This window comes from Nonomuraea sp. NPDC050227 (assembly GCF_044459705.1).
GTDB lineage: Bacteria > Actinomycetota > Actinomycetes > Streptosporangiales > Streptosporangiaceae > Nonomuraea.
The window spans coordinates 72,947-91,585 of sequence record NZ_JBITJF010000011.1 but is presented as its reverse complement, the minus strand read 5'-3'; the positions used below and the strand labels follow the sequence as shown (position 1 = coordinate 91,585).

Here is an 18,639-nt window from a genome sequence, read left to right as displayed (position 1 = left end):
CCTTTCTTCATGCGCTCCCGCCCGGCCCCCGGTGCCGGTCGGGCCCCGGCGGGGGCGGGACGTCGTCGAGCAGGCCGAGCATGGGGATCAGCCAGCCGCCGTTGGCCGGCCCCATGGCGGTGTCGAGCTCGGCGGGGCTGGGCAGGCGGTCTCGGACGACGGCGGGTGAGAGCAGGCTCTGCAGGGCGTGCATCAGGAGATTGGCCATCGAGTAGTGGGGGTCGGTGGTGAGGGCGCGTTCGAGGGCGATGGTGGCCAGGATGTTGTCGCCCGTACGCCAGGCCGCCATGGCCAGCAGGGAGGCGGCCGGCGGGACGAAGCGGGGCTCCAGGCGGCGGGTGAGGTCTTTCCACAGAGGCAAATGGGCCTCGCGCATCATGGTCCAGGCTTCGTCGCGGACTCTGATCACGGTCAGGGCCAGGCCCAGCCGGGCGGCTGCGATGTCGTCGAGGCGGAGGCCATCGGCGGGGGCGGTCAGGGTCGCGCGGACTTCGGTGAGCGCCTCGGCGACGTAGCCGCGGGCGAAGGTGTCCAGGTCTGGGGCGGCCACCAGGCGGGCGCGGACCTCGGCGACGGCGGTGGCGGTGGCCTGTCGCATCGCCATGCGGACCGGGCCGGCGGCGGGGGCGATCGTGCGTTCGAGACTGCGGCGGTCGGGGAGGGCGACCAGGCCGCGCACGGTGGCCTCGGCGGCGATCTGGCTGGTGGTCGGGTCGTACGGGGTGCCTTCGGGCGGGCAGCACCGGGGCAGGTCGCAGACGTAGGACCAGTAGCGGCCTTCGTGGGCGCGGAGCGCCTCGCCCACGCGGATCTCCGATGCGGCGGCGAGCCGCCTGGCCTCGTCGACGGCGGGTGTGACCGTGTCGCCTCTGCCGTAGCCGACGATGACCAGCTCGGTGACGCCTTCACGGGACAGCAGGCCGGGGAGGGGGTCGAGGGTGCCCCGGGGGAACGGGAGGTCCCACCTCGCGGCCACCTTGGCCTGGCCCCGGTGGAGGCCGACCACGACCAGGCTGTCGTGGGGGTGGAAGCCGACCAGGTAGGGGACGGCGGCCAGGATGTCGGCCGGGCTGGTGAGCGTGAGGCAGGGGGCCGGGGCGTTGGTCGTCATGAGCGTCAAGGGTGCCGGGGAGGCACGCCTCGCAAACGCCCGAGCGCGGTTCTGTGGATGACGAGCGCCCTGACGGCCCACCCTGTGGACACGCCGGTGGTATCGCGCGGGTGGGTTATGCCGGTGGGGTCAGGTGGGTGGGGGTGGTGGGTGGGGTGGGGGTTGTGCGGGCGCGTACGAGGAGGGCGGCGCCGGCCACCGCGGCCGGCATGGCCACCACCGCCACGAACGGCACCAGGAACAGCAGGAACCCCACCACCCCGAACCCCAGCGTGGTCGCCATGTTCCGGCGCAGCAGCGCGAACCGTTCCTTCCTGGCCACCCCCCGCCTTTCGAGGGCCAGCGTGGTCAGCTCGACCGTCAGGAAGAATCCGGAGACGAAGGCGCCGACCACGGGCACCACCGTCTGGCCGATCACCGGCACAAACCCCAGGAAGAACAGCGGCACGGTGAACAGCAGCACGTAGAACAGGGTGATCAGGCTGTCCCTGATCGAGCGGGGCAGCGTACGCCACCACGGCTGCTCCACCGCGCCGGGCAGCGGGTCGGCCTCGGCCGAGAGCCGTTCGTAGAACGGCTCGCCGATCGCCAGCGTCAGCGCCGTGAACGTCAGCACCGCCAGCGCCAGCCCGCCGAGGAAGATCGCGATGCCGACCAGCGTGCGGAACAGGTCGGCCCAGCTCCACGAGTCGGCGAACGGGGTGAAGAACTCGGCCACCTCGCGCGCGTGGGTGCCGAGCAGGATCAGCGCCGCCACGTAGACGGCGAACGCGATCACCGCCGGGATCAGCCCGAACAGCCACCACCGGCCGTGCCGCGACACCCATCCGAGACCCTGGAAGAAGAAGCCGACGCCGGCGGCGAAGTCGCGCAGAGATCGCATGCCCGGCAGGCTAGCGCCAGAACGACGTGACCGCGTAACCCAGCTCGTCGAACAGCTCGCGCAGCAGCGGCAGGGACACCCCGAGCACGTTGCCGTGGTCGCCCTCGATGCCCTCGACGAACCAGCCGCCGCGCCCCTCGATGCTGAACCCGCCGGCCAGGCCGAGCGGCTCGCCGGTGGCGACGTAGGCGGCGATCTCCTCCTCCGACGGCTGGCCGAAGCGCACCACGGTGGTGGCCACCTGCGCCGCCTGCCGGCCGGCCGGCACGTCGATCACGCAGTGGCCGGTCACCAGGCGGCCGGTGCGCCCGCGCATGATGCGCCAGCGCTCGACGGCCTCCTCGGGGGTGCCGGGCTTGCCGTAGGGGCGGCCGTCGAGTTCGAGGATCGAGTCGCAGCCGATGACCAGCCCCTCCTCCAGCCCGCTCGCGACGGCCTGTGCCTTGGCCTTGGCCAGGACGAGGCTGAGCGCCGCCGGCGAGTGCGCGGAGAAGGCGTCCTCGTCGACCCCGGAGACGATCACCTTGGGGTCGAGGCCGGCGTTGCGCAGAACGGTGAGGCGGGTGGGCGAGGCAGAGGCCAGAACGATCACCGTCCCAGCTTACCGAAGGCCCGCGCGGTCACCAGTCGTGGTTGGGGGTGCCCCTCGCGGGCTGCCGGTCGGCCGGGTCGTACGGGCCGCCCTGTGCCGGGACGGTGCCGCCGAAGATGCCGCTCAGCAGGCCGTCGAGCAGGTGGCCGAGGCCACCGGGCAGCGAGGCGTGCTCCTCGCGCAGGTCGGCGGCCAGGGCGGAGGCGTCCATGTTGGCCTTGGCGGCGCGGCCGGCCAGGAGGGACATGACCATGGGGGCGATCAGCGGGAGCAGCCGCATGATGGTGCCGGAACTGACGCCGGCCAGTTGCGAGAGCCCGGCCGCGGCCCGTTCGGTGCCCTGGCCGCCGAGGACGTGGCCGAGGATGCTGTGGCCGTCGCGGGTCAGGGAGGCCACGTCGCCGTTGAAGGGGTCGGCGTCGACGTGGTCGTCGAGGGCGCCGCGCAGGGCCTCGGCGCCGTCGGGGTGCTCGGCGTTGCGGGCCATGCCGCCGATGACGGTGCCGGCCACGGCCTCGACGACCTTGCGCGCCGTGGCCGTGTCGGTGCCGAGCATGCCGGCGATCTGGTCTACGCCTGAGTCGCCGAGCTGGGTGAGAAGCTCGTCATTCAGTGTCAAGGCAGTCCCCCGATCCGAGTCGCGGGAGACGTTCCCCGGCCGTGATCGAGGCAAGGCCGGGGTTCCCCTAAGTCTCGGGAAAGGCGGGTCTCCCGCGGGGCTCAGTCGAGGGCGGGCTGCTTGCTGCCGCTGGCCAGGCCGGCGGCGGCGTACGCGCTCGCCTCGTCGAGCGTCTCGTGTTCGAGCAGGGCCGCCACGATGCCGTCGAGCCGTTCGCGGTTCTCAGTGAGCACCTGGACGGCGCGCTCGTAGCACTCGTCCACGATGCGCCGCGCCTCCTCGTCGACGGTGGCCAGCGTGGCCGGCGACGCCTGCGGCGAGGAGCCGTCGTTGGGCAGGATGGTCAGCGGGCCGATCTTCTCCGACATGCCCCAGCGGCCCACCATGCCGCGCGCGATCATGGTGACCTGTTCGAGGTCGTTCTCGGCGCCGGTGGTGATGATGCCGTAGACGACCTGCTCGGCCGCCATGCCGCCGAGCGCGCCGGTGATGCGCCCGCGCAGGTACGGCTCGTCGTAGGCGTAGCGGTCGGTGTCGGGGGTGGACAGCGTGACGCCGAGCGCCCGGCCGCGGGGGATGATCGAGATCTTCCTGACCGGGTCGGCGCCGGGCTGGAGCATGCCGAGCAGGGCGTGCCCGGCCTCGTGGAAGGCGGTGCGGGTGCGCTCCTCCTCCGGCATCACGATGCTGCGGGCGGCGCCGAGCTGGAGCTTCTCAAGCGCGTCCGCGAAGTCGGACATGTCGACCTTCTCCTTGCCGCGCTTGGCGGCGAGGAGTGCGGCCTCGTTGACCAGGTTGGCCAGATCGGCGCCGGTCATGCCGGGGGTGGTCTTGGCGATGCGGTCGAGGCTGACCTCGCCGTCGAGCGGCACGCCGCGCGAGTGGACCTCCAGGATGGCCGTGCGTCCTGCCGCGTCGGGCAGGCCCACCTGCACCGTGCGGTCGAAGCGCCCGGGACGCAGCAGCGCCGGGTCGAGGATCTCGGGCCGGTTGGTGGCCCCGATGACGATCACGCCCTCGGCGCCGGAGAAGCCGTCCATCTCGGTGAGGATCTGGTTCAGCGTCTGCTCTCGCTCGTCGTGGCCGCCGATGCCGCCCGCGCCGCCGCGGGCCCGTCCGATGGCGTCGATCTCGTCGATGAACACGATCGAGGGCGCGACCTTGCGGGCCTCCTCGAACAGGTCGCGGACGCGCGAGGCGCCCACGCCGACGATCATCTCGATGAACTCGGAGGCGCTGGCCGAGAAGTACGGCACCTTGGCCTCGCCCGCCACGGCCCTGGCCAGCAGCGTCTTGCCGGTGCCGGGAGGGCCGGCGAGCAGCACGCCCTTGGGCAGCTTGGCGCCCAGCCTGCGGTACTTGCCGGGGTCCTTCAGGTAGTCGACGACCTCGACGAGCTCGTTCTCCACCTCGTCGATGCCGGCGACGTCGTCGAACGTGACGCGCACCTTGTGGGCCTCGACCGGCTTGGCGGCCTTGGACTTGCCGAGCCCGCTCAGGCCGCCGCCCATCATGCTGGCGCCGCGGCGCATGACCCAGATCCACAGGCCGGCCAGCAGCAGCACGGGCAGCAGCGACAGCAGCAGGTTGGAGAAGAAGCCGCGGGTCAGCGGCTTGGACGTGGTCTCCACCTGGGCCGACTTGAGCTGCTGGTCGAGCTGGTCGGTGTTGGCGAAGGCGGGGATCTCGGTCTGGAACTTGGTGTAGGACTCGTTGCTCTCGGGGTTCTTGGCCGAGCTCCTCAGGTCGCCTTCGACCGACAGCCCCTGGGCGTAGATGTCCTTGACGTTCTTCGCCTCGACCTGCTTGGTGAACTCGGTGTAGGAGATCGTCTCGACCGAGTTGTTGTCGACCAGGGAGGAGACGACGAAGAAGCCCGCGTACACCACGAGCAGGGTGACGACGAAGCGCCACCAGTTGATCTTCGGCCGCCCGCCTGGCGAACCGGGCAGGCCTTCCGAGCGCCAGGGCGGCTTGACCTTGCCCTTGTTCGGTGCCTGCGGCGGTCCAGAGCGTTCCACGGCGTCACTCCCCCACATCGCCGCATACATGATCTTTCTAGCCTAGAACACGCACTCCTGAGACGACGCGGCCAATATCACGCCAACGCTTTCTCTGCGAGTCAGGCACTGTGACGAACGCAAGTCCTGGCTTGCTCATTCCCCCGTCCATCACCACGACGGCCGCTCGGGAGGAATGTTTGCCGTATTTGACGCGGTATACGAGCATCCATCCGGTTTTGACACGTTGCGAGGCGAGCCAACTGATCTTGGAGCCCTTGGGGTGGTGGTTGAGCGTCCAGCGCGCGGCCAGCAGCGCCGTGTCGCGCGGCGACTTCTGCTCCATGATCGGCAGCGGGCAGGTCACCAGCATGCCGCGCAGCCTGCCGCCGCGCACCGCCGGCAGCACCTGCTTGCTGGTGAACGGCGCCGCCCCGTGCGTCTTCCACGGCTTGCCCAGCCGGGGCACGGCCAGGCCGGTGCGCCGGTCCTTCACCAGCCGTTTGGCCGGCCGGGGCAGGGCCATCCGCTTGACGCGGCCGGTCAGGCGGGGCACCCGCGGGTCGGCGTACAGGGCCTGCATGGCGGTGTAGCCGGGCGCGAGCGAGGAGCCCGGCGACGGCGTCGGGGTCGGCGTGAGGGAGGACGTCGGCGTGGAGGACGACGTCGGCGTGGGGGTGGCCGACGTCGTCGGGGCCGGCCCGGATGAGGCGGGTGCGGACGAGGCGGGTGCGGCCGGCGGCGCGGTTACCGGCCCCGCCACGACCTCGTCCGGCCCGGACGGGAGCGCCAGGACGATCACCGTGGCGCCGACCGCCACGGCCGCCACGACGGCGAGCCCCCGATATATCGACCGCATCCGGACATCGCCGATGCGGGAGCGCCTGGGCGGTGAAACAGGGTTCGCAGGGCGGTCTGTGGTTCTCACTCGTGAACCCTCGGTCTCATCTTCCCCATGGAGCACGACGGGAGCGTACGACATATCCCGCCATTGCGTGTGTGAAGCGACCGAAGTGCAATCATGGCGGGGTGGAACAGGTGGAACTGCGGTTCGGCGAGGACTCCCGGTTCGCCCAGACGCACACGAATCTCTCCGCGATCAGGTGGGAGCCGTCGGGACTGTGGGTGGCCGGCGACGAGACCGCCACCGTCGAGCGGCTCGCCTGGACCGGCGACCACTTCGGCGACGAGCGCTCCTTCTTCCTGGCCGACTACGTGGACCTGCCCGCCGGACGCTTCGACGAGGCCGACATCGAGGGCCTGGCCAGGGCCGACGGCCATCTGTGGGCGGTCGGCTCGCACAGCCTCAAGCGCCGCAAGGCCAAGCCGGGCAGCCCGGAGAAGTCGATCAGGCGGCTGGGCACGGTCGTCCGCGAGGAGAACCGGTTCATCCTGGTCCGCCTGCCGCTGGACGCGACCGGCGAGCGTCCGCTGCCCGGCGCGATCCTGTCCGGCGAGCGCAACGTCGCCGCCATGCTGTCCGGCGACCGCCATCTGGCGCCGTTCCTGGCGCTGCCGGGCAAGGACAACGGGCTCGACATCGAGGGCATCGCGGTCGTGGGCGAGCGGGTCTACCTGGGGCTGCGCGGGCCGGTGCTGCGCGGCTGGGCGGTGGTGCTGGAGATCCGTCCGGTGGACGACGGCGGCGGCCGGTTACGGCTGGACGGGCCGTACCGCAAGCACTTCCTCGACCTCGGCGGGCTGGGCGTGCGGGACATGTGCCCGCACGGCGGCGACCTGCTGCTGCTCACCGGGCCCACGATGAGCCTGGACGGCCCGGTCCGGGTCGTGCGCTGGCGGGAGCGGCAGGGCGGCGGGCTGGTGCCCGCGCACGACCTGGAGACGGTCCTGGAGCTGCCCTACGGCGTCGGCGACGACCATCCGGAGGGGCTGGCCGTGCTGCCCGACGGGCGGCTCATGGTCGTCTACGACAGCCCGTCGCCCGCCCGGATCACCCCGGCGGGCGGCGTGCTGGCCGACGTCTTCACGATCTAGCGACCCGTCCCAGGAGCCAGGGCGCCTCGGCGACGAACGTGCACGAACCCGGCTCGATCTCGGTGAACCCGGCGTCGCGCACCACGGGCAGCCCGGCGGCCACCTTGGCGTCGAAGTCGTCCCTGCCGGGCGCGGCGCGCACGGAGACCGCCAGGCCGTCCGCCCGCCAGGCGGCCCGCTCGGCCTCGTCGCTGGCCCACCAGGCGAGCTGCGCGGCGTGCCCGGCCTGGGCCATGGCCTTGCCCGCCGACATGGTCAGCACGGGGTTCTCCCACAGGACCGGCGGGCCGGCGGGCGGGTCGCCGGGCTCGGCGGCGTCGCTCAGCTCGGTGCCGCCCACCTGGAGCCGGGCCAGGTCCTTGGGCCAGGCGTCGAGCGGGACGGGCGGGTGCACCCGCACCTGCGCCGTGCGGTGCTCGACCGTGCGGCCGGGGAGCGCGGCGGCCCTGCGCCACTCGGCGCCCCTGGCGCGCCGCACCACCTTGCGGATCTTGCCGGTGGACTGCCAGGCGTGCAGCTCGGCGGCCCACTCCCCCGGGTCGTCCAGCAGGCTCAGCACGGCCATGGCGGCGGCCTCCAGCGCGTCGGTGCGCTCGGGGGGAGCGGCCCTCTCGATCCTGACCACGAGGGGGAGGACCATCAGTTCGGTCTCGTTCATCACCGTCTAGCATGCCGGATGGCCAGGGACATTCCCGCGGCCAGCAGACAGAGGGCGCCGGCGGCGTACCAGGCCAGGTCGTAGGCGCCGAGGTGGTCGCGGGTCAGGCCGGCGCCCACGGCGGCGACGGCGGCGCCCACCTGGTGCGAGGCGAACACCCAGCCGAACACGACCGCGCCGTCCTGGCCGTAGATCTGGCGGCACAGGGCGACGGTCGGGGGCACGGTGGCCACCCAGTCCAGGCCGTAGAACACGATGAAGATCAGCATGCTGGGCTCGGTGGTGGCCGCGAACAGGCCGGGCAGCAGCATCAGCGACAGGCCGCGCAGGCCGTAGTAGACGCCGAGCAGCAGCTTGGGGTTGACCTTGTCGCTGAGCCAGCCGGAGGCGACCGTCCCGGCGATGTCGAAGATCCCGATGATCGCGAGCAGGCCGGCGGCGACCGGCTCGGCCATGCCGTGGTCGTGCGCGGCGGGGATGAAGTGCGTGCCGACCAGGCCGTTCGTGCTCATGCCGCAGATCGCGAAGCCGCCGGCGAGGAACCAGAAGGGCCGCGTGCGCGCGGCCGAGCGCAGCACCGTCAGCGCCCGCGCCGCCGCGTTCCCGCCGGCCGGCCTGGTCCGTACGGCGCCCGTCTCGGCGCCGAGCGCCGTCGTGCCCACCTCCTCGGGGTGGTCGCGCAGCAGCCACCAGACGAACGGCACCACCGCGAGCGCGGCGCCCGCCACCGTCAGGGAGGCCGCCCGCCAGCCCGGCCCCTCGGCGAGCCAGGCCAGCACGGGCAGGAAGACGAGCTGCCCCGTCGCGCCCGCCGCGGTCAGGATGCCGGTGACCAGCCCCCGGTGCCGGACGAACCAGCGGTCGGTCACCGTGGCGGCGAACACCAGCGCCATCGACCCGGTGCCGAGCCCGATGAACACGCCCCAGAACAGCAGCAGGTGCCAGCTCGCCGTCATGATCACGGTGAGCCCGCTGCCCACCGCGACCAGCAGCAGGGCCAGCGACACCACGCGGCGCATGCCGAAGCGGTCCATCAGCGCGGCGGCGAAGGGCGCGGTCATCCCGTAGAGCACCAGGTTGATCGACACGGCCAGCGAGATCGTGCCCGTGCTCCAGCCGAACTCGTCGTGCAGCGGGGTGATCAGCACGCCGGGGGTGGCGCGGAAGCCGGCCGCGCCGAGGATGGCCACGAAGGCCACGGCCGCGACCCACCAGGCGCGGTGGATCCGGCGGGTCCGCGTGGGGGCGGGGGTGGTGCTCAACGTCATGCGCCAATCCTGATTCATCGCATTTTGACGGCGCGAGTGGCCCGAAAGCCAATATGTGCAAGAATCGGGCCATGGCCCATCGTGTCGCGGTCGTCGTGCTGAACCACTTCGCCCCGCTCGACCTCGGCGTGCCCGGCCAGGTCTTCCAGTCGGCCGAGACGCCGGACGGCGAGAAGCTCTACGAGGTCGTGACCTGCTCCCCCGACCGCGAGCCGGTCCGCTGCACGGCCGGTTACACCGTGCTGCCCGACCACGACCTCGACGTGCTGGACACGGCCGACACGGTGCTGGTCCCCGGCATCCACGCGGGACGGGCAATGAAGGACGGCACGATCACCGCCACCCTGCGCGCGGCCCTGCAGGACCGGCCGCGGGTCATGTCGATCTGCACGGGCGCGTTCGTGCTGGCCGCGGCGGGCCTGCTGGACGGCCGTCCGGCCACCACGCACTGGCGCGAGGCGGCCCGGTTCGCCGCCCTGTTCCCCCAGGTCAAGCTGGACCCCGACGTGCTCTTCGTGGACGACGGCGACGTGCTGACCTCGGCCGGCGTCGCGGCGGGCCTCGACCTGTGCCTGTACGTGATCAAGCGCGACCACGGCACCGAGGTGGCCAACCGGGCCGCCCGCCGCTGCGTGATGCCGCCCTGGCGGGACGGCGGCCAGGCGCAGTACATCGAGCGCCCCCTGCCGCACGACGGCGCCGGCGGCACCGCCGCGACCCGCGACTGGATGCTGGCCCACCTCGACGCCCCGCTCGACCTGGCCGTGCTGGCCGCCCACGCCAGGATGAGCGTGCGCACCTTCACCAGACGCTTTCGCGAGGAGACCGGGATGAGCCCGGCCAAATGGCTCTCCGGCCACCGCGTCCGCCACGCCAGGCGGCTGCTGGAGACCACCGACCTCGGCGTGGAGGAGGTGGCCAGGCGCTCCGGCTTCGGCACGGCGGTCTCGCTCCGGCAGCACCTGCACGCGGCCGTCGGCGTCGCGCCGCTGACCTACCGGCACACCTTCCGCAGCTCCTGAGAGCCCCTACTCGAACAGGTCGGGCTGCTCGCGCACGATCTGGTCGTGCAGCGGCTGGTAGTTGATCCAGCCGACCAGGTCGTTGCCGATCTGCTGGTGGGTGAGCGCGGCGTTGTCGGGCTCGATGGGCACGACCTGCCCGGCGGCCTTGGCCAGGAGCTGCACCTGGGCCGAGCGTTCCATGGTGATGAACCACCAGGCGGCCGCGTCGACCGTGTCGCCGACGGTCAGCAGGCCGTGGTTGCGCAGCACGAGGGCCTTGTTGCCGCCCAGCGTCGCGGCGATGCGCTTGCCCTCCTCCAGGTCGGTCACGACGCCCGTGTAGTCGTCGAACAGCGCGTTGTCCTGGTAGAAGGCGCAGGCGTCCTGGGTGATGGGCTCGATGGTCTGGCCGAGCGCCGACAGGGCGCGGCCGTGGATCGAGTGGCTGTGGGCGGCCGCGACGACGTCGGGACGGGCCTGGTGCACCTGCGAGTGGATGGCGAAGGCGGCCTCGTTGACGTGGTAGCGGCCCTCGACGACCTGGCCCTCGTGGTTGACCAGGATGAGGTCGCTGACCCTGACGTGCTTGAACGACATGCCGAACGGGTTGACCCAGAAGTGGTCGCTCAGCTCGGGGTCGCGGGCGGTGATGTGCCCGGCCACGCCCTCCTCGAACCCGAACCTGCCGAAGATGCGCAGCGCCGCCGCGAGGCGTTCCTTGCGGTGCCGCCGCTCCTCCTCGATCGTCTCGAACGTCGGCGGCAGGCGGAAGATGAGGTTGTCCGGCATGGCTCTCCTCGTGCACAGAATGTTGTTCTGACCGCAGACTAACGCCTGAACGGCACGCCCGCCGTCCGCGACCTGGCCAGGATCACCAGGGCCTCGCCGAGCAGGCCGACGCCGATCGACAGCGGGATCGAGCGCACCTCCTCGTGCATGCCGGTGGCCAGCGCCAGCGCGCCCACGCCAAAGCTGATCGCGAACGTCACGACCCACACGACCAGCGTCCGCCAGGTGTAGCGCTGCCAGAGCTCGTTGTCCTTGGGGAAGATCTGCGTGGTGGCCGCGCGCATTGCGCCGAAGGCGACGCCGATCAGGGCGGTGACCGCCAGCCACATGATGTCGAGCGCGGTGGGGCGCAGGTCGAGCAGGCCGTGGAGGCCGATGCCGATGAGGATGACCGGCGGCGCGTACACGTCCTTGGCGACGAGCGGCTGGCCGATCATGCGCCGGGCCACGGAGTAGACGACGAGTGCGGCGATTAGTAGCACGTCCATGCTAAATAAATTAGCAGGGCCGTGCTATAAAGGACAACATGCCGAAAGTCGTGGATCCCGAGGCCCGCCGCGACGAGGTGGCCGACGCCGTGTTCCGGGTCGTGCGCCGCGCCGGGTTCGAGCAGGCGTCGCTGCGGAACGTGGCGGAGGAGGCCGGGCTCGCCATCGGCTCGGTCCGCCACTACTTCGCCGGGCACACCGAGCTGATGACCTTCGCGATGCGCGCCTCGATCGAGCGGATCAGCGCGCGTCTGGAGGAACGCGTCGGCCCGCTGCTCGCCGCGCGGAACGGCGAGGAGCGGGCCGAGCTGGTGGAGCAGATGTTGTCGGAGCTGCTGCCCCTGGACGAGCCGCGACTGGAGGAGGCGGCGGTCTGGCTGGCCTTCACGACGGCCGCGCGCACCCGGCCGGAGCTGCGGCCACAGGCCCGCGAGGCGTACGACGGCATGCGCCGCCTGGTCGGCCGGATCATCGAGGGCATCGCCGCGCACGGCCGCCTGGACGCCGACGTCGAGGTGGAGACCGAACGGCTGTGCGCGCTGATCGACGGGCTCACGGTCGAGGGCGTGCTGCACCCCGAGCGGATGACGCCCGGCCTGATGCGCCGCTGTCTACGCCGCCACCTCGACACCCTTGCCGAACCAGGTCTCTAGCGCCCGCGTCAGCGTCTCGTCCGGCGTGCCCGCCCAGGCCACGTAGCCGTCGGGGCGGACCAGCACGGCCTCGGCCGGGCACGACGGCACGGTGACCGTCTCGACCCGCTCGTGCCGCACGCGCAGCTCGCCGGTGCGGTCGAGCAGCAGCGGACGGGCCCGGGACGCGGGCTCGGCGGGCAGATCGGCCAGGAACCGGCCGGCGAGGGGATGCCCGCTGCCGGGCGTCGGGTAGGGCAGGTCGGAGCCCGCCATGAGCGCCGCGACGCGCCGCCGGTTGGCGTCGTCGTCCAGCAGCTCGGCGAACAGCGTGCGCAGGGCGGTCACGTCGGGGCCCGGCGCGGCCAGGGCGAGCTGGGCGCTGGAGTGCAGGGCCACCCGCTCGGCGGCGGGCCTGCGCTCGGCGTCGTAGGTGTCGAGCAGCCCCTCGGGCGCCCAGCCCTGGAGCTCGGCGGCCAGCTTCCAGGCCAGGTTGGCGGCGTCCTGGAGGCCGAGGTTGAGCCCGGGGGCGCCCATGGCCGAGTGCACGTGGGCGGCGTCGCCGGCCACCAGGACGCGGCCCGCCCGGTAGCGGTCGGCCACCCGGGTCTCGCGGCCGTTCAGCCGCCGGAGCAGGTGGGGGCCCTCGCCGGTGGGCGGGGCGAGCGGCAGGTCGGCCCCGAGCACGCGGGCCAGGCTCGCGCGCAGCTCGCCGATCGTCATCGGCACGTCGTCGCCGGGGACCTCGCCGCCCCACTCCATCGCGGTGACCGAGAGCTCGCCCGGCCCCGTGGGCAGCATCGCGTACGCGCCGCGCTCAGTCCGGTGCCAGGTGTAGAGCGCGAACGTGCCGTGGCCGGGCACCTCCATCTCGGCCGTGCCGGGCCGCACGGCCGCTCCCGGCACGGTGACGTGGGCCGTGCGGCTGACGACGTCGGGCGCGCTCACCCCCGGGAAGCCGATGCCGGCCCGCTTCCTGACCAGGCTGTGTGCGCCGTCGCAGCCCACCAGGTAGCGCGTCCGCAGCTCGAAGGGGCCTTCGGGGCCCGTCACCGCGAGCGTGACGCCCTCGGCGTCCTGCTCGAAGCCGGTCAGCTCGCGGCCGCGCCGGATCTGCACGCCCAGCTCGGCGGCCCGCCGCTCGAACAGCTCCTCCAGCTCCGGCTGCCGGACGGGCAGCGCCCGCAGCGGGTTGCCGTCGAGCCCGGCCAGGTCGAGCGGCATGGCGCCGAAGACGAACGCGGGCACCGGCGCAGGCGCCGCGGCGAGCCCGCGCTGGTGCAGCAGGCCGACGACCTGGCCGATGATGCCGTTGGCCTTGGGCCGGTCGCTGCGGGCGGGCAGGCGTTCGAGCACGACGGGCCGGACTCCGGCCAGGCTGAGCTCGCAGGCCAGCATCAGGCCGTTGGGCCCGGCGCCGGCGATGACGACGTCCGCGACCGCGGCGTCTGTCGAGGTCATGGGGTCTCTCCTTCGGTTCTGGGGTGGGGGGCGGGCAGCCCCGCGGCCAGCCGGTGCAGCGCCTCACGCAGCACCGGCACCAGCGGGACGGGCGGGTCGGAGCGCAGCCAGTGGCCGACGGCCACCTGCACGGCGGCGCTCACCGTGGCCGCCACCAGGTGCGGGTAGAGGTCTTCGTCCGGATCGGTGCCCGTGCGCTCGGCCACGGCCGCGGCCAGCTCGCCGTCGGCCGCGAACTGGGCCTTCAGCGCCTCGGCGCGCAACGCCGGCTCCTCGGCCAGCAGCCTGGTGAGGGCCAGCCGGTCGGCGTCGGGCGGCCCCGGGCTGGTCAAGGCGTGTTCCCAGGGCTCGGCGACGGCCGCGATCAGCGCCTCCCACAGCGGCTCGGCCGCCGGGCGGGCGCGCAGCACGGCCACCGTCCGCCGGACGCGGTCGGTGTGGCGGGCGGCGAGGGCCTCGTACTTGCTGGAGAAGTAGTTGTTGAACGTGCGCGGCGACACGCCGACCAGCTCGGCGACGTCCTCCACCCGGACGTTCTCCAGCCCGCGCTCCAAGGCCAGCTTGAGCGCCGCGTCCATCAGCGCCTCGCGGGTCGCCTGCTTCTTCCGTTCCCTCAATCCGGTCACTCTTTCAGAGTACGCATTTTTTCTGATCACGCAATCTTTCTGTAGAAGCAATTCTTTACCTAACGGCCACCCGATCGAGCAGGCGTTAGATTGGAGAGATGTCCACCACGCTGACCATGGAGTTCGCCGGCACGGTCAGAGCCGACCGCTCCGGGCCCGTCGACCGGCTGCGCGACGCCGCCGCGATGACCGAATGGCTCCGCGAGCACGCGGCCGACCTGGACCTGCCGCCCGGATTCACCGCCACGGAGGAGTTGCGCGAGCAGACCGTACGGCTGCGCCAGGCCGTCCGGGCGCTGCTGGCCAGGGCGATCGCCCCGGAGCCGCCGAGCGCCGCGGACGCGGCCACCCTGCCCGGTTTCGCCGAGTCGCTGGCCCTGGTCAACGCGACCGCCCTGGCCGCCCCCACGGCCCCGCAGCTGTCGTGGACCGGCGAGCCGGCGCTGACCATGGCCCCCGCGACCAAGGCGAACCCGTCCACGCGCCTGCGGGGGCGGCTCGCCGTCGCGGCCGTGGAGTTCCTGGCCGGCCCCGACCGCGTCCTGCTCCGCACCTGCGGGGCCCCGCGCTGCGTGCTCTATTTCGTCAAGGAGCACCCGCGCCAGGAGTGGTGCTCACCGGCGTGCGGCAACCGCGCGCGGGCGGCGCGGCACTACCGGGAACACAAGAAATAGCCCTCTCTAACGCCAACGACCCATTTTTGCCGTTATATTAATTTCTAACGGCCAAGCAGTCGTGCAACCGTTAGACGAGGAGAGTCGTATGTCATTCCGGACCGGGCACGTCGGGCTCAACGTCACCGACCTCGACAGGTCGAAGGAGTTCTACGGCCGCGTCTTCGGCTTCACCGTCGCCCACGAGTCCGCCGAGGACGGCCGCCGCTACGCCCTCCTCGCCCAGGACAGCAAGCTCGTCGTCACGCTCTGGCAGCAGAGCGACGGCCGCTTCCCCACCGCCCTGCCCGGCCTGCACCACCTGTCCTTCCAGGTCGAGGACCTCGACGCGGTGCGCAGGGCCGAGCAGGTCATCAGGGAGATCGGCGCGAAGCTGCACCACGACGGCGTGGTCCCGCACGGCGAGGGCGCCTCCTCCGGCGGCGTGTTCTTCGAGGACCCCGACGGCATCCGGCTGGAGATCTCCGCCCCCGGCGCCGCGGGCGACCGTCCCGCTCCCACGGCCGGCGCTCCCACCTGCGGATTCTTCTAAATGAGACATCCGGGGGAGATCGCCGTCCAGGCGCGCGCCGGGGTGCGGACGCCGGGCGCGTTCGGCAGCTCGCGCACCCGTCCCGAGATCCCCGAGGTGGCCGCCGCGTTCCTGCGGGCCCAGCACCTGCTGGTCGCGGGCGCGGCCGACGACCTCGGCCAGGTGTGGGCCGACGTGCTGACCGGGCAGCCGGGGTTCGCCGACGCCGACGACGACCGCACGATCACCGTCCGCGCCCTGCCCGCGGCGCCGCTGCGCGGCCTGTTCACGGCGGAACGCGACATCGGGCTGCTGGCCATCGAGCCGCACACCCGGCGCCGGATGCGCGTGAACGGCACCGCCGTCCAGGCGGGCGGCGGCCTGGTGATCTGGACGGAGCAGGTGTACTCCAACTGCCCCAAGTACATCCAGGCGCGCGAGCCCACCGCCGCGCCCGGCGTCCCGGAGGTCGTCGGCGGCGGGACGCGGCTCGCGCCGGGCCACGTCGAGTGGATCGAGCGGGCCGACACGTTCTTCATCGCCACCCGCGCCGCGGGCCTGGGGGCCGACGTCTCCCACCGGGGCGGCAACCCGGGGTTCGTCCGGGTGACCGGGCCGGGGTCGCTGGAGTTCCCGGACTACGTCGGCAACTCGATGTACATGACGCTCGGCAACCTGGAGCTCGACCCGGCCGCCGGGCTGCTGTTCGTCGACTGGGACGCCGGCCGCACCCTCCACCTGACCGGCCGGGCGGAGGTGGACTGGGCCGCGGAGCAGCGGTCGGTGCGGTTCGAGCTGACCGCGTACACGGAGGTGGACGGCACGGTCGGGGCGGGCTGGACCCCGCCGGAACTCCACCGCTTCAACCCGCCTGTCGCCCGCTGACGACGGGCGGCGGGCTCAGAGGTTCTCGGGCATCGAGGTCATGCCGTTCAGCAGCGGGACGAGCTGTTCCTCCTCGTAGTCCAGGTGGGCCTCCAGCTCGGCGGCCAGCCGGTCGAGCTCGTCGCCCGCGCTCGCGTCCGTGCCGGCCAGGTCGCGGACGCGGGCGACCAGCCGGGCCACCACGCGGTGCTCGGCCCCCAGCCGGGCCAGGACGTCGGCCAGCTCGGGACGCTCGGCGGCCAGGTGCGGGAACAGCACCGCGTCCTCGCCCTCGTGGTGGGCGTGCAGGGCGGCGCAGAAGGCCAGGCAGTGCGTGCGCAGGTCGAACCCCTCGCCGCCGGCCCGCAGGCGCGCCAGCTCCCGCCGGAAGCCGTCGTGCAGCTTCACCAGTTCGTCGCCCCACGCGATCAGGCGCTGTTCCTCGCTCATGCCCACGCCACCGCCCTCGCCCGGTGGACGGCCGCGAACACGGCGGCCAGCAGGGCGGCCCCGGCGGCGACGCCGAAGCTCCAGCCCGCTCCCCCGGCGGCCGACACGGCCGCGCCGACGGCTCCGGCCAGGCTGCTGCCCACGACCCTGACCAGCGCGTTCACGCCTCCGGCCGCGGCGGTCTTGGCCGGTTCGACGTGCTCGACGGCCATCGTGCCGAGCGCCGCGTACACCAGGCCGACGCCGAGGCCCAGGACGGCGGCGGCCCCGTACAGGTCGGCGGCGGTGTCGCGGAAGACCACCAGCCACACCGCGGCGGCGGTGACCAGCGCGGAGCCGCCGGAGACCAGCGCCGCGGCCGGGAAGCGCCGCATCAGCGGCCCGGCCAGCATCGAGACGGCGAGCATCAGCACCGTGGTCGGCAGCAGATACAGCCCCACCTGCAGCACCGAGGCCCCGAGGGTGCCCTGGGCGACCGCCGACAGCGTGGTGATCGCCCCGAACAGCGCGAACCCGATGAGGAACGAGGCCACCGTGGCCCCCACCGTGCCCCGGTGCAGCAGCATGGGGATCTCGATCAGCGGCGAGGCGGTGCGCCGGGCCGTGACCACCCACGCCACCGCGAGCACGACCGCCCCCGCGAGCAGGCCCAACGTCGGCGGCGACGTCCAGCCCCAGGCGCCGCCCTTGCTGATCGCGAGCAGCAGGCAGACCAGCCAGCCGGCGACGAGCACGGCCCCCACCAGGTCGGGACGCCCCGCCCGCCCGGCCGGCACGGCCTCCCGCACCAGCGCCGCCACCAGCGCGAAGCTCAGCGCGCCCAGCGCCGCCAGGATCCAGAACATGGCCCGGTGGTCGCCGCCGACCAGCCCGGCCAGGATCATGCCGCCGCCGCTGCCCACGCCGATCGTGGCGCTCAGCACGCCGATCGCCGTGGCCAGCCGGTGGGCGGGGACCGCCTGCCTGGCCAGCCCCATGGCCAGCGGGAGCAGCGCGGCGGACACGCCCTGGAGCACCCGTCCGGCGACGACCGCGCCGAGCGCGCCGGACAGCGCGGCGACCGCCGCACCGGCCACGAGCAGGGCGAGCGCGGACAGGGCGACGGCGCGGCGGCCGTACATGTCGCCGAGCCGGGACAGCAGCGGGATCGCGACCGCGCCGGACAGCAGGCCGGCGGTGAGCGTCCAGGAGACGGAGGTGGGTGACGCGCCGAACTGCCTCTGGAGCAGCGGGAGCATCGGGACGACGACGGTCATCTGGAGTGACCCGACGGCGACGGCGAACGCCAGGACCACCACCGCCGTCCAGGGAGATGTCTTTTTATACATGTATAGAAAGTAACATGACGACATGCCCGCACGCACTGGAAGGCCGCCCCGGATCTCGCGGGCGGACATCGTGGCAGCGGCGCACCGGGTCATCGAGGCCGACGGCGTCGGCGGGCTGACCATGCGCAGGCTGGCCAAGGAGGTCGGCAGCACGCCGATGGCGCTCTACCACCACGTCCGCGACAAGGAGGAGCTGCTGCTGCTCCTGCTCGACGAGTACGCGGCCGGGCTGCCGCGCCCCGACCTGCCCGCCGACCCGCGCGACCGGGTGGTCGTGGTGGCCCTGGCCATGCGCGACGCGGTGGCCGGCTGCCCCTGGGCGGTGGACGTGCTGCGCGCCGACGACCTGCTCGCGGTCGGCGCGCTGTGGTACCCGGAGAAGATCATCGACGCGGCCCTCGGCGCGGGCCTGACGGCCGAGCGCGCCGTGCACCTCTACCGGATCATCTGGCACTACACGGCGGGCGAGATCGCCGTCCGCGCGGCGGCCGGGCGCAGGCGCGAGGAGGGCGGGCCGACCTACCGCGACCAGGTCTTCGCCGGCCTCGACCCGGCCGCCCTGCCCCGCCTGGCCGAACTGGGCGGCCGCTGGGCCGAGCTCACCGCCGAGGACACCTACGAGCTGGGGTTGCGCGCCCTGGTGGACGGCCTGCTCCCCCGCCCCGGCCAGACGGCGACGGGGTGAG

The 18,639-nt window shown here is 73.1% G+C and carries 21 protein-coding genes; 7 read left to right on the top strand and 14 right to left on the bottom strand.

Annotated features, from left to right (window positions below; translation table 11 throughout):
* Positions 1–7: 7 nt before the first annotated feature.
* From ACIBK9_RS36135 to ACIBK9_RS36110, 6 genes are all read right to left on the bottom strand, one after another.
* A complete protein-coding gene (locus ACIBK9_RS36135) occupies positions 8–1,111 on the bottom strand; it encodes a DUF4192 domain-containing protein (RefSeq protein ID WP_397163178.1) in 1,104 nt (367 codons plus the stop codon).
* Between the two features lie 115 nt (positions 1,112–1,226).
* The gene (locus ACIBK9_RS36130; RefSeq protein ID WP_397163176.1) at positions 1,227–1,994 is read right to left on the bottom strand and encodes an EI24 domain-containing protein; all 768 of its coding nucleotides are present in this window, start codon (positions 1,992–1,994) and stop codon (positions 1,227–1,229) included.
* A gap of 10 nt (positions 1,995–2,004) precedes the next feature.
* On the bottom strand, positions 2,005–2,586 hold the full coding sequence (locus ACIBK9_RS36125; protein WP_352327805.1) for a nucleoside triphosphate pyrophosphatase: 582 nt from the start codon (positions 2,584–2,586) through the stop codon (positions 2,005–2,007).
* Positions 2,587–2,614: 28 nt separating this feature from the next.
* On the bottom strand, positions 2,615–3,205 hold the full coding sequence (locus ACIBK9_RS36120) for a DUF937 domain-containing protein (protein ID WP_397163174.1): 591 nt from the start codon (positions 3,203–3,205) through the stop codon (positions 2,615–2,617).
* 101 nt (positions 3,206–3,306) lie between these two features.
* The gene (gene ftsH, locus ACIBK9_RS36115) at positions 3,307–5,226 is read right to left on the bottom strand and encodes an ATP-dependent zinc metalloprotease FtsH (RefSeq protein WP_397163173.1); all 1,920 of its coding nucleotides are present in this window, start codon (positions 5,224–5,226) and stop codon (positions 3,307–3,309) included.
* Positions 5,227–5,263: 37 nt separating this feature from the next.
* On the bottom strand, positions 5,264–6,064 hold the full coding sequence (locus ACIBK9_RS36110) for a hypothetical protein (protein WP_397163171.1): 801 nt from the start codon (positions 6,062–6,064) through the stop codon (positions 5,264–5,266).
* A gap of 170 nt (positions 6,065–6,234) precedes the next feature.
* Here ACIBK9_RS36110 and ACIBK9_RS36105 point away from each other — a divergent pair, with 170 nt between their 5' ends.
* Complete coding sequence (locus ACIBK9_RS36105) at positions 6,235–7,200, top strand: DUF3616 domain-containing protein (protein WP_397163170.1); 966 nt, start codon at positions 6,235–6,237, stop codon at positions 7,198–7,200.
* On the opposite strand, the gene ACIBK9_RS36100 is transcribed toward ACIBK9_RS36105, so the two are convergent.
* Entirely contained in the window at positions 7,190–7,858 is a 669-nt protein-coding gene (locus ACIBK9_RS36100; RefSeq protein ID WP_352357882.1) for a peptidyl-tRNA hydrolase, read from the bottom strand. The two genes, ACIBK9_RS36105 and ACIBK9_RS36100, sit on opposite strands and share 11 nt — an antisense overlap.
* Positions 7,858–9,126 (bottom strand): MFS transporter, encoded by a 1,269-nt coding sequence (locus tag ACIBK9_RS36095; protein WP_397163169.1) that lies wholly within the window; start codon positions 9,124–9,126, stop codon positions 7,858–7,860. The genes ACIBK9_RS36100 and ACIBK9_RS36095 overlap by 1 nt, the downstream gene beginning before the upstream one ends.
* A 71-nt stretch (positions 9,127–9,197) precedes the next feature.
* Here ACIBK9_RS36095 and ACIBK9_RS36090 point away from each other — a divergent pair, with 71 nt between their 5' ends.
* Positions 9,198–10,148: a GlxA family transcriptional regulator gene (locus ACIBK9_RS36090; protein ID WP_397163167.1), complete on the top strand. Its 951-nt coding sequence runs from the start codon at positions 9,198–9,200 to the stop codon at positions 10,146–10,148.
* A 6-nt stretch (positions 10,149–10,154) separates the two neighbouring features.
* Here ACIBK9_RS36090 and ACIBK9_RS36085 read toward each other — a convergent pair whose 3' ends face one another.
* Together ACIBK9_RS36085 and ACIBK9_RS36080 are read right to left on the bottom strand one after the other, a co-directional pair.
* Positions 10,155–10,919, bottom strand: coding sequence for a class II aldolase/adducin family protein (locus ACIBK9_RS36085; protein ID WP_352357888.1), 765 nt, complete (start codon positions 10,917–10,919; stop codon positions 10,155–10,157).
* Positions 10,920–10,957: 38 nt separating this feature from the next.
* A complete protein-coding gene (locus ACIBK9_RS36080) occupies positions 10,958–11,407 on the bottom strand; it encodes a hypothetical protein (protein WP_397163166.1) in 450 nt (149 codons plus the stop codon).
* 38 nt (positions 11,408–11,445) lie between these two features.
* On the opposite strand from ACIBK9_RS36080, the gene ACIBK9_RS36075 reads away from it, so the two are divergent.
* Positions 11,446–12,060 carry a TetR family transcriptional regulator C-terminal domain-containing protein gene (locus tag ACIBK9_RS36075; protein ID WP_358284086.1) on the top strand — a complete coding sequence of 205 codons (615 nt, stop codon included), beginning with the start codon at positions 11,446–11,448 and terminating at the stop codon, positions 12,058–12,060.
* On the opposite strand, the gene ACIBK9_RS36070 is transcribed toward ACIBK9_RS36075, so the two are convergent.
* Both ACIBK9_RS36070 and ACIBK9_RS36065 read right to left on the bottom strand, forming a co-directional pair.
* Positions 12,019–13,500: an FAD-dependent monooxygenase gene (locus tag ACIBK9_RS36070; RefSeq protein WP_397163165.1), complete on the bottom strand. Its 1,482-nt coding sequence runs from the start codon at positions 13,498–13,500 to the stop codon at positions 12,019–12,021. The genes ACIBK9_RS36075 and ACIBK9_RS36070 overlap by 42 nt on opposite strands.
* Entirely contained in the window at positions 13,497–14,126 is a 630-nt protein-coding gene (locus tag ACIBK9_RS36065) for a TetR/AcrR family transcriptional regulator (RefSeq protein WP_397163164.1), read from the bottom strand. Before ACIBK9_RS36065 ends, ACIBK9_RS36070 begins: the two co-directional genes overlap by 4 nt.
* Positions 14,127–14,224: 98 nt before the next feature.
* Between ACIBK9_RS36065 and ACIBK9_RS36060 the strand changes: the two genes are divergently transcribed.
* From ACIBK9_RS36060 to ACIBK9_RS36050, 3 genes are all read left to right on the top strand, one after another.
* A complete protein-coding gene (locus ACIBK9_RS36060) occupies positions 14,225–14,800 on the top strand; it encodes a CGNR zinc finger domain-containing protein (protein WP_397163163.1) in 576 nt (191 codons plus the stop codon).
* 88 nt (positions 14,801–14,888) lie between these two features.
* On the top strand, positions 14,889–15,332 hold the full coding sequence (locus ACIBK9_RS36055) for a VOC family protein (RefSeq protein WP_397163161.1): 444 nt from the start codon (positions 14,889–14,891) through the stop codon (positions 15,330–15,332).
* Positions 15,333–16,196 carry a pyridoxamine 5'-phosphate oxidase family protein gene (locus ACIBK9_RS36050; RefSeq protein ID WP_397163160.1) on the top strand — a complete coding sequence of 288 codons (864 nt, stop codon included), beginning with the start codon at positions 15,333–15,335 and terminating at the stop codon, positions 16,194–16,196.
* Positions 16,197–16,211: 15 nt separating this feature from the next.
* Here the strand turns inward: ACIBK9_RS36050 and ACIBK9_RS36045 are convergent, their stop codons facing one another.
* On the bottom strand, positions 16,212–16,625 hold the full coding sequence (locus ACIBK9_RS36045; RefSeq protein ID WP_397163158.1) for a hemerythrin domain-containing protein: 414 nt from the start codon (positions 16,623–16,625) through the stop codon (positions 16,212–16,214).
* On the bottom strand, positions 16,622–17,953 hold the full coding sequence (locus ACIBK9_RS36040; protein WP_397163156.1) for an MFS transporter: 1,332 nt from the start codon (positions 17,951–17,953) through the stop codon (positions 16,622–16,624). Before ACIBK9_RS36040 ends, ACIBK9_RS36045 begins: the two co-directional genes overlap by 4 nt.
* A gap of 22 nt (positions 17,954–17,975) precedes the next feature.
* On the opposite strand from ACIBK9_RS36040, the gene ACIBK9_RS36035 reads away from it, so the two are divergent.
* Positions 17,976–18,638 (top strand): TetR/AcrR family transcriptional regulator, encoded by a 663-nt coding sequence (locus tag ACIBK9_RS36035; protein WP_397163154.1) that lies wholly within the window; start codon positions 17,976–17,978, stop codon positions 18,636–18,638.
* The last annotated feature ends 1 nt before the right edge of the window (position 18,639 follow it).

Coding starts and splice junctions, on each gene's coding strand:
- ACIBK9_RS36135 (WP_397163178.1), bottom strand. CDS start 1,111: ATGACGACCAACGCCCCGGCCCCCTGCCTCACGCTCACCAGCCCGGCC.
- ACIBK9_RS36130 (WP_397163176.1), bottom strand. CDS start 1,994: ATGCGATCTCTGCGCGACTTCGCCGCCGGCGTCGGCTTCTTCTTCCAG.
- ACIBK9_RS36110 (WP_397163171.1), bottom strand. CDS start 6,064: ATGCGGTCGATATATCGGGGGCTCGCCGTCGTGGCGGCCGTGGCGGTC.
- ACIBK9_RS36100 (WP_352357882.1), bottom strand. CDS start 7,858: ATGAACGAGACCGAACTGATGGTCCTCCCCCTCGTGGTCAGGATCGAG.
- ACIBK9_RS36095 (WP_397163169.1), bottom strand. CDS start 9,126: ATGACGTTGAGCACCACCCCCGCCCCCACGCGGACCCGCCGGATCCAC.
- ACIBK9_RS36090 (WP_397163167.1), top strand. CDS start 9,198: ATGGCCCATCGTGTCGCGGTCGTCGTGCTGAACCACTTCGCCCCGCTC.
- ACIBK9_RS36085 (WP_352357888.1), bottom strand. CDS start 10,919: ATGCCGGACAACCTCATCTTCCGCCTGCCGCCGACGTTCGAGACGATC.
- ACIBK9_RS36080 (WP_397163166.1), bottom strand. CDS start 11,407: ATGGACGTGCTACTAATCGCCGCACTCGTCGTCTACTCCGTGGCCCGG.
- ACIBK9_RS36075 (WP_358284086.1), top strand. CDS start 11,446: ATGCCGAAAGTCGTGGATCCCGAGGCCCGCCGCGACGAGGTGGCCGAC.
- ACIBK9_RS36070 (WP_397163165.1), bottom strand. CDS start 13,500: ATGACCTCGACAGACGCCGCGGTCGCGGACGTCGTCATCGCCGGCGCC.
- ACIBK9_RS36060 (WP_397163163.1), top strand. CDS start 14,225: ATGTCCACCACGCTGACCATGGAGTTCGCCGGCACGGTCAGAGCCGAC.
- ACIBK9_RS36055 (WP_397163161.1), top strand. CDS start 14,889: ATGTCATTCCGGACCGGGCACGTCGGGCTCAACGTCACCGACCTCGAC.
- ACIBK9_RS36050 (WP_397163160.1), top strand. CDS start 15,333: ATGAGACATCCGGGGGAGATCGCCGTCCAGGCGCGCGCCGGGGTGCGG.
- ACIBK9_RS36045 (WP_397163158.1), bottom strand. CDS start 16,625: ATGAGCGAGGAACAGCGCCTGATCGCGTGGGGCGACGAACTGGTGAAG.
- ACIBK9_RS36040 (WP_397163156.1), bottom strand. CDS start 17,953: ATGTATAAAAAGACATCTCCCTGGACGGCGGTGGTGGTCCTGGCGTTC.
- ACIBK9_RS36035 (WP_397163154.1), top strand. CDS start 17,976: ATGCCCGCACGCACTGGAAGGCCGCCCCGGATCTCGCGGGCGGACATC.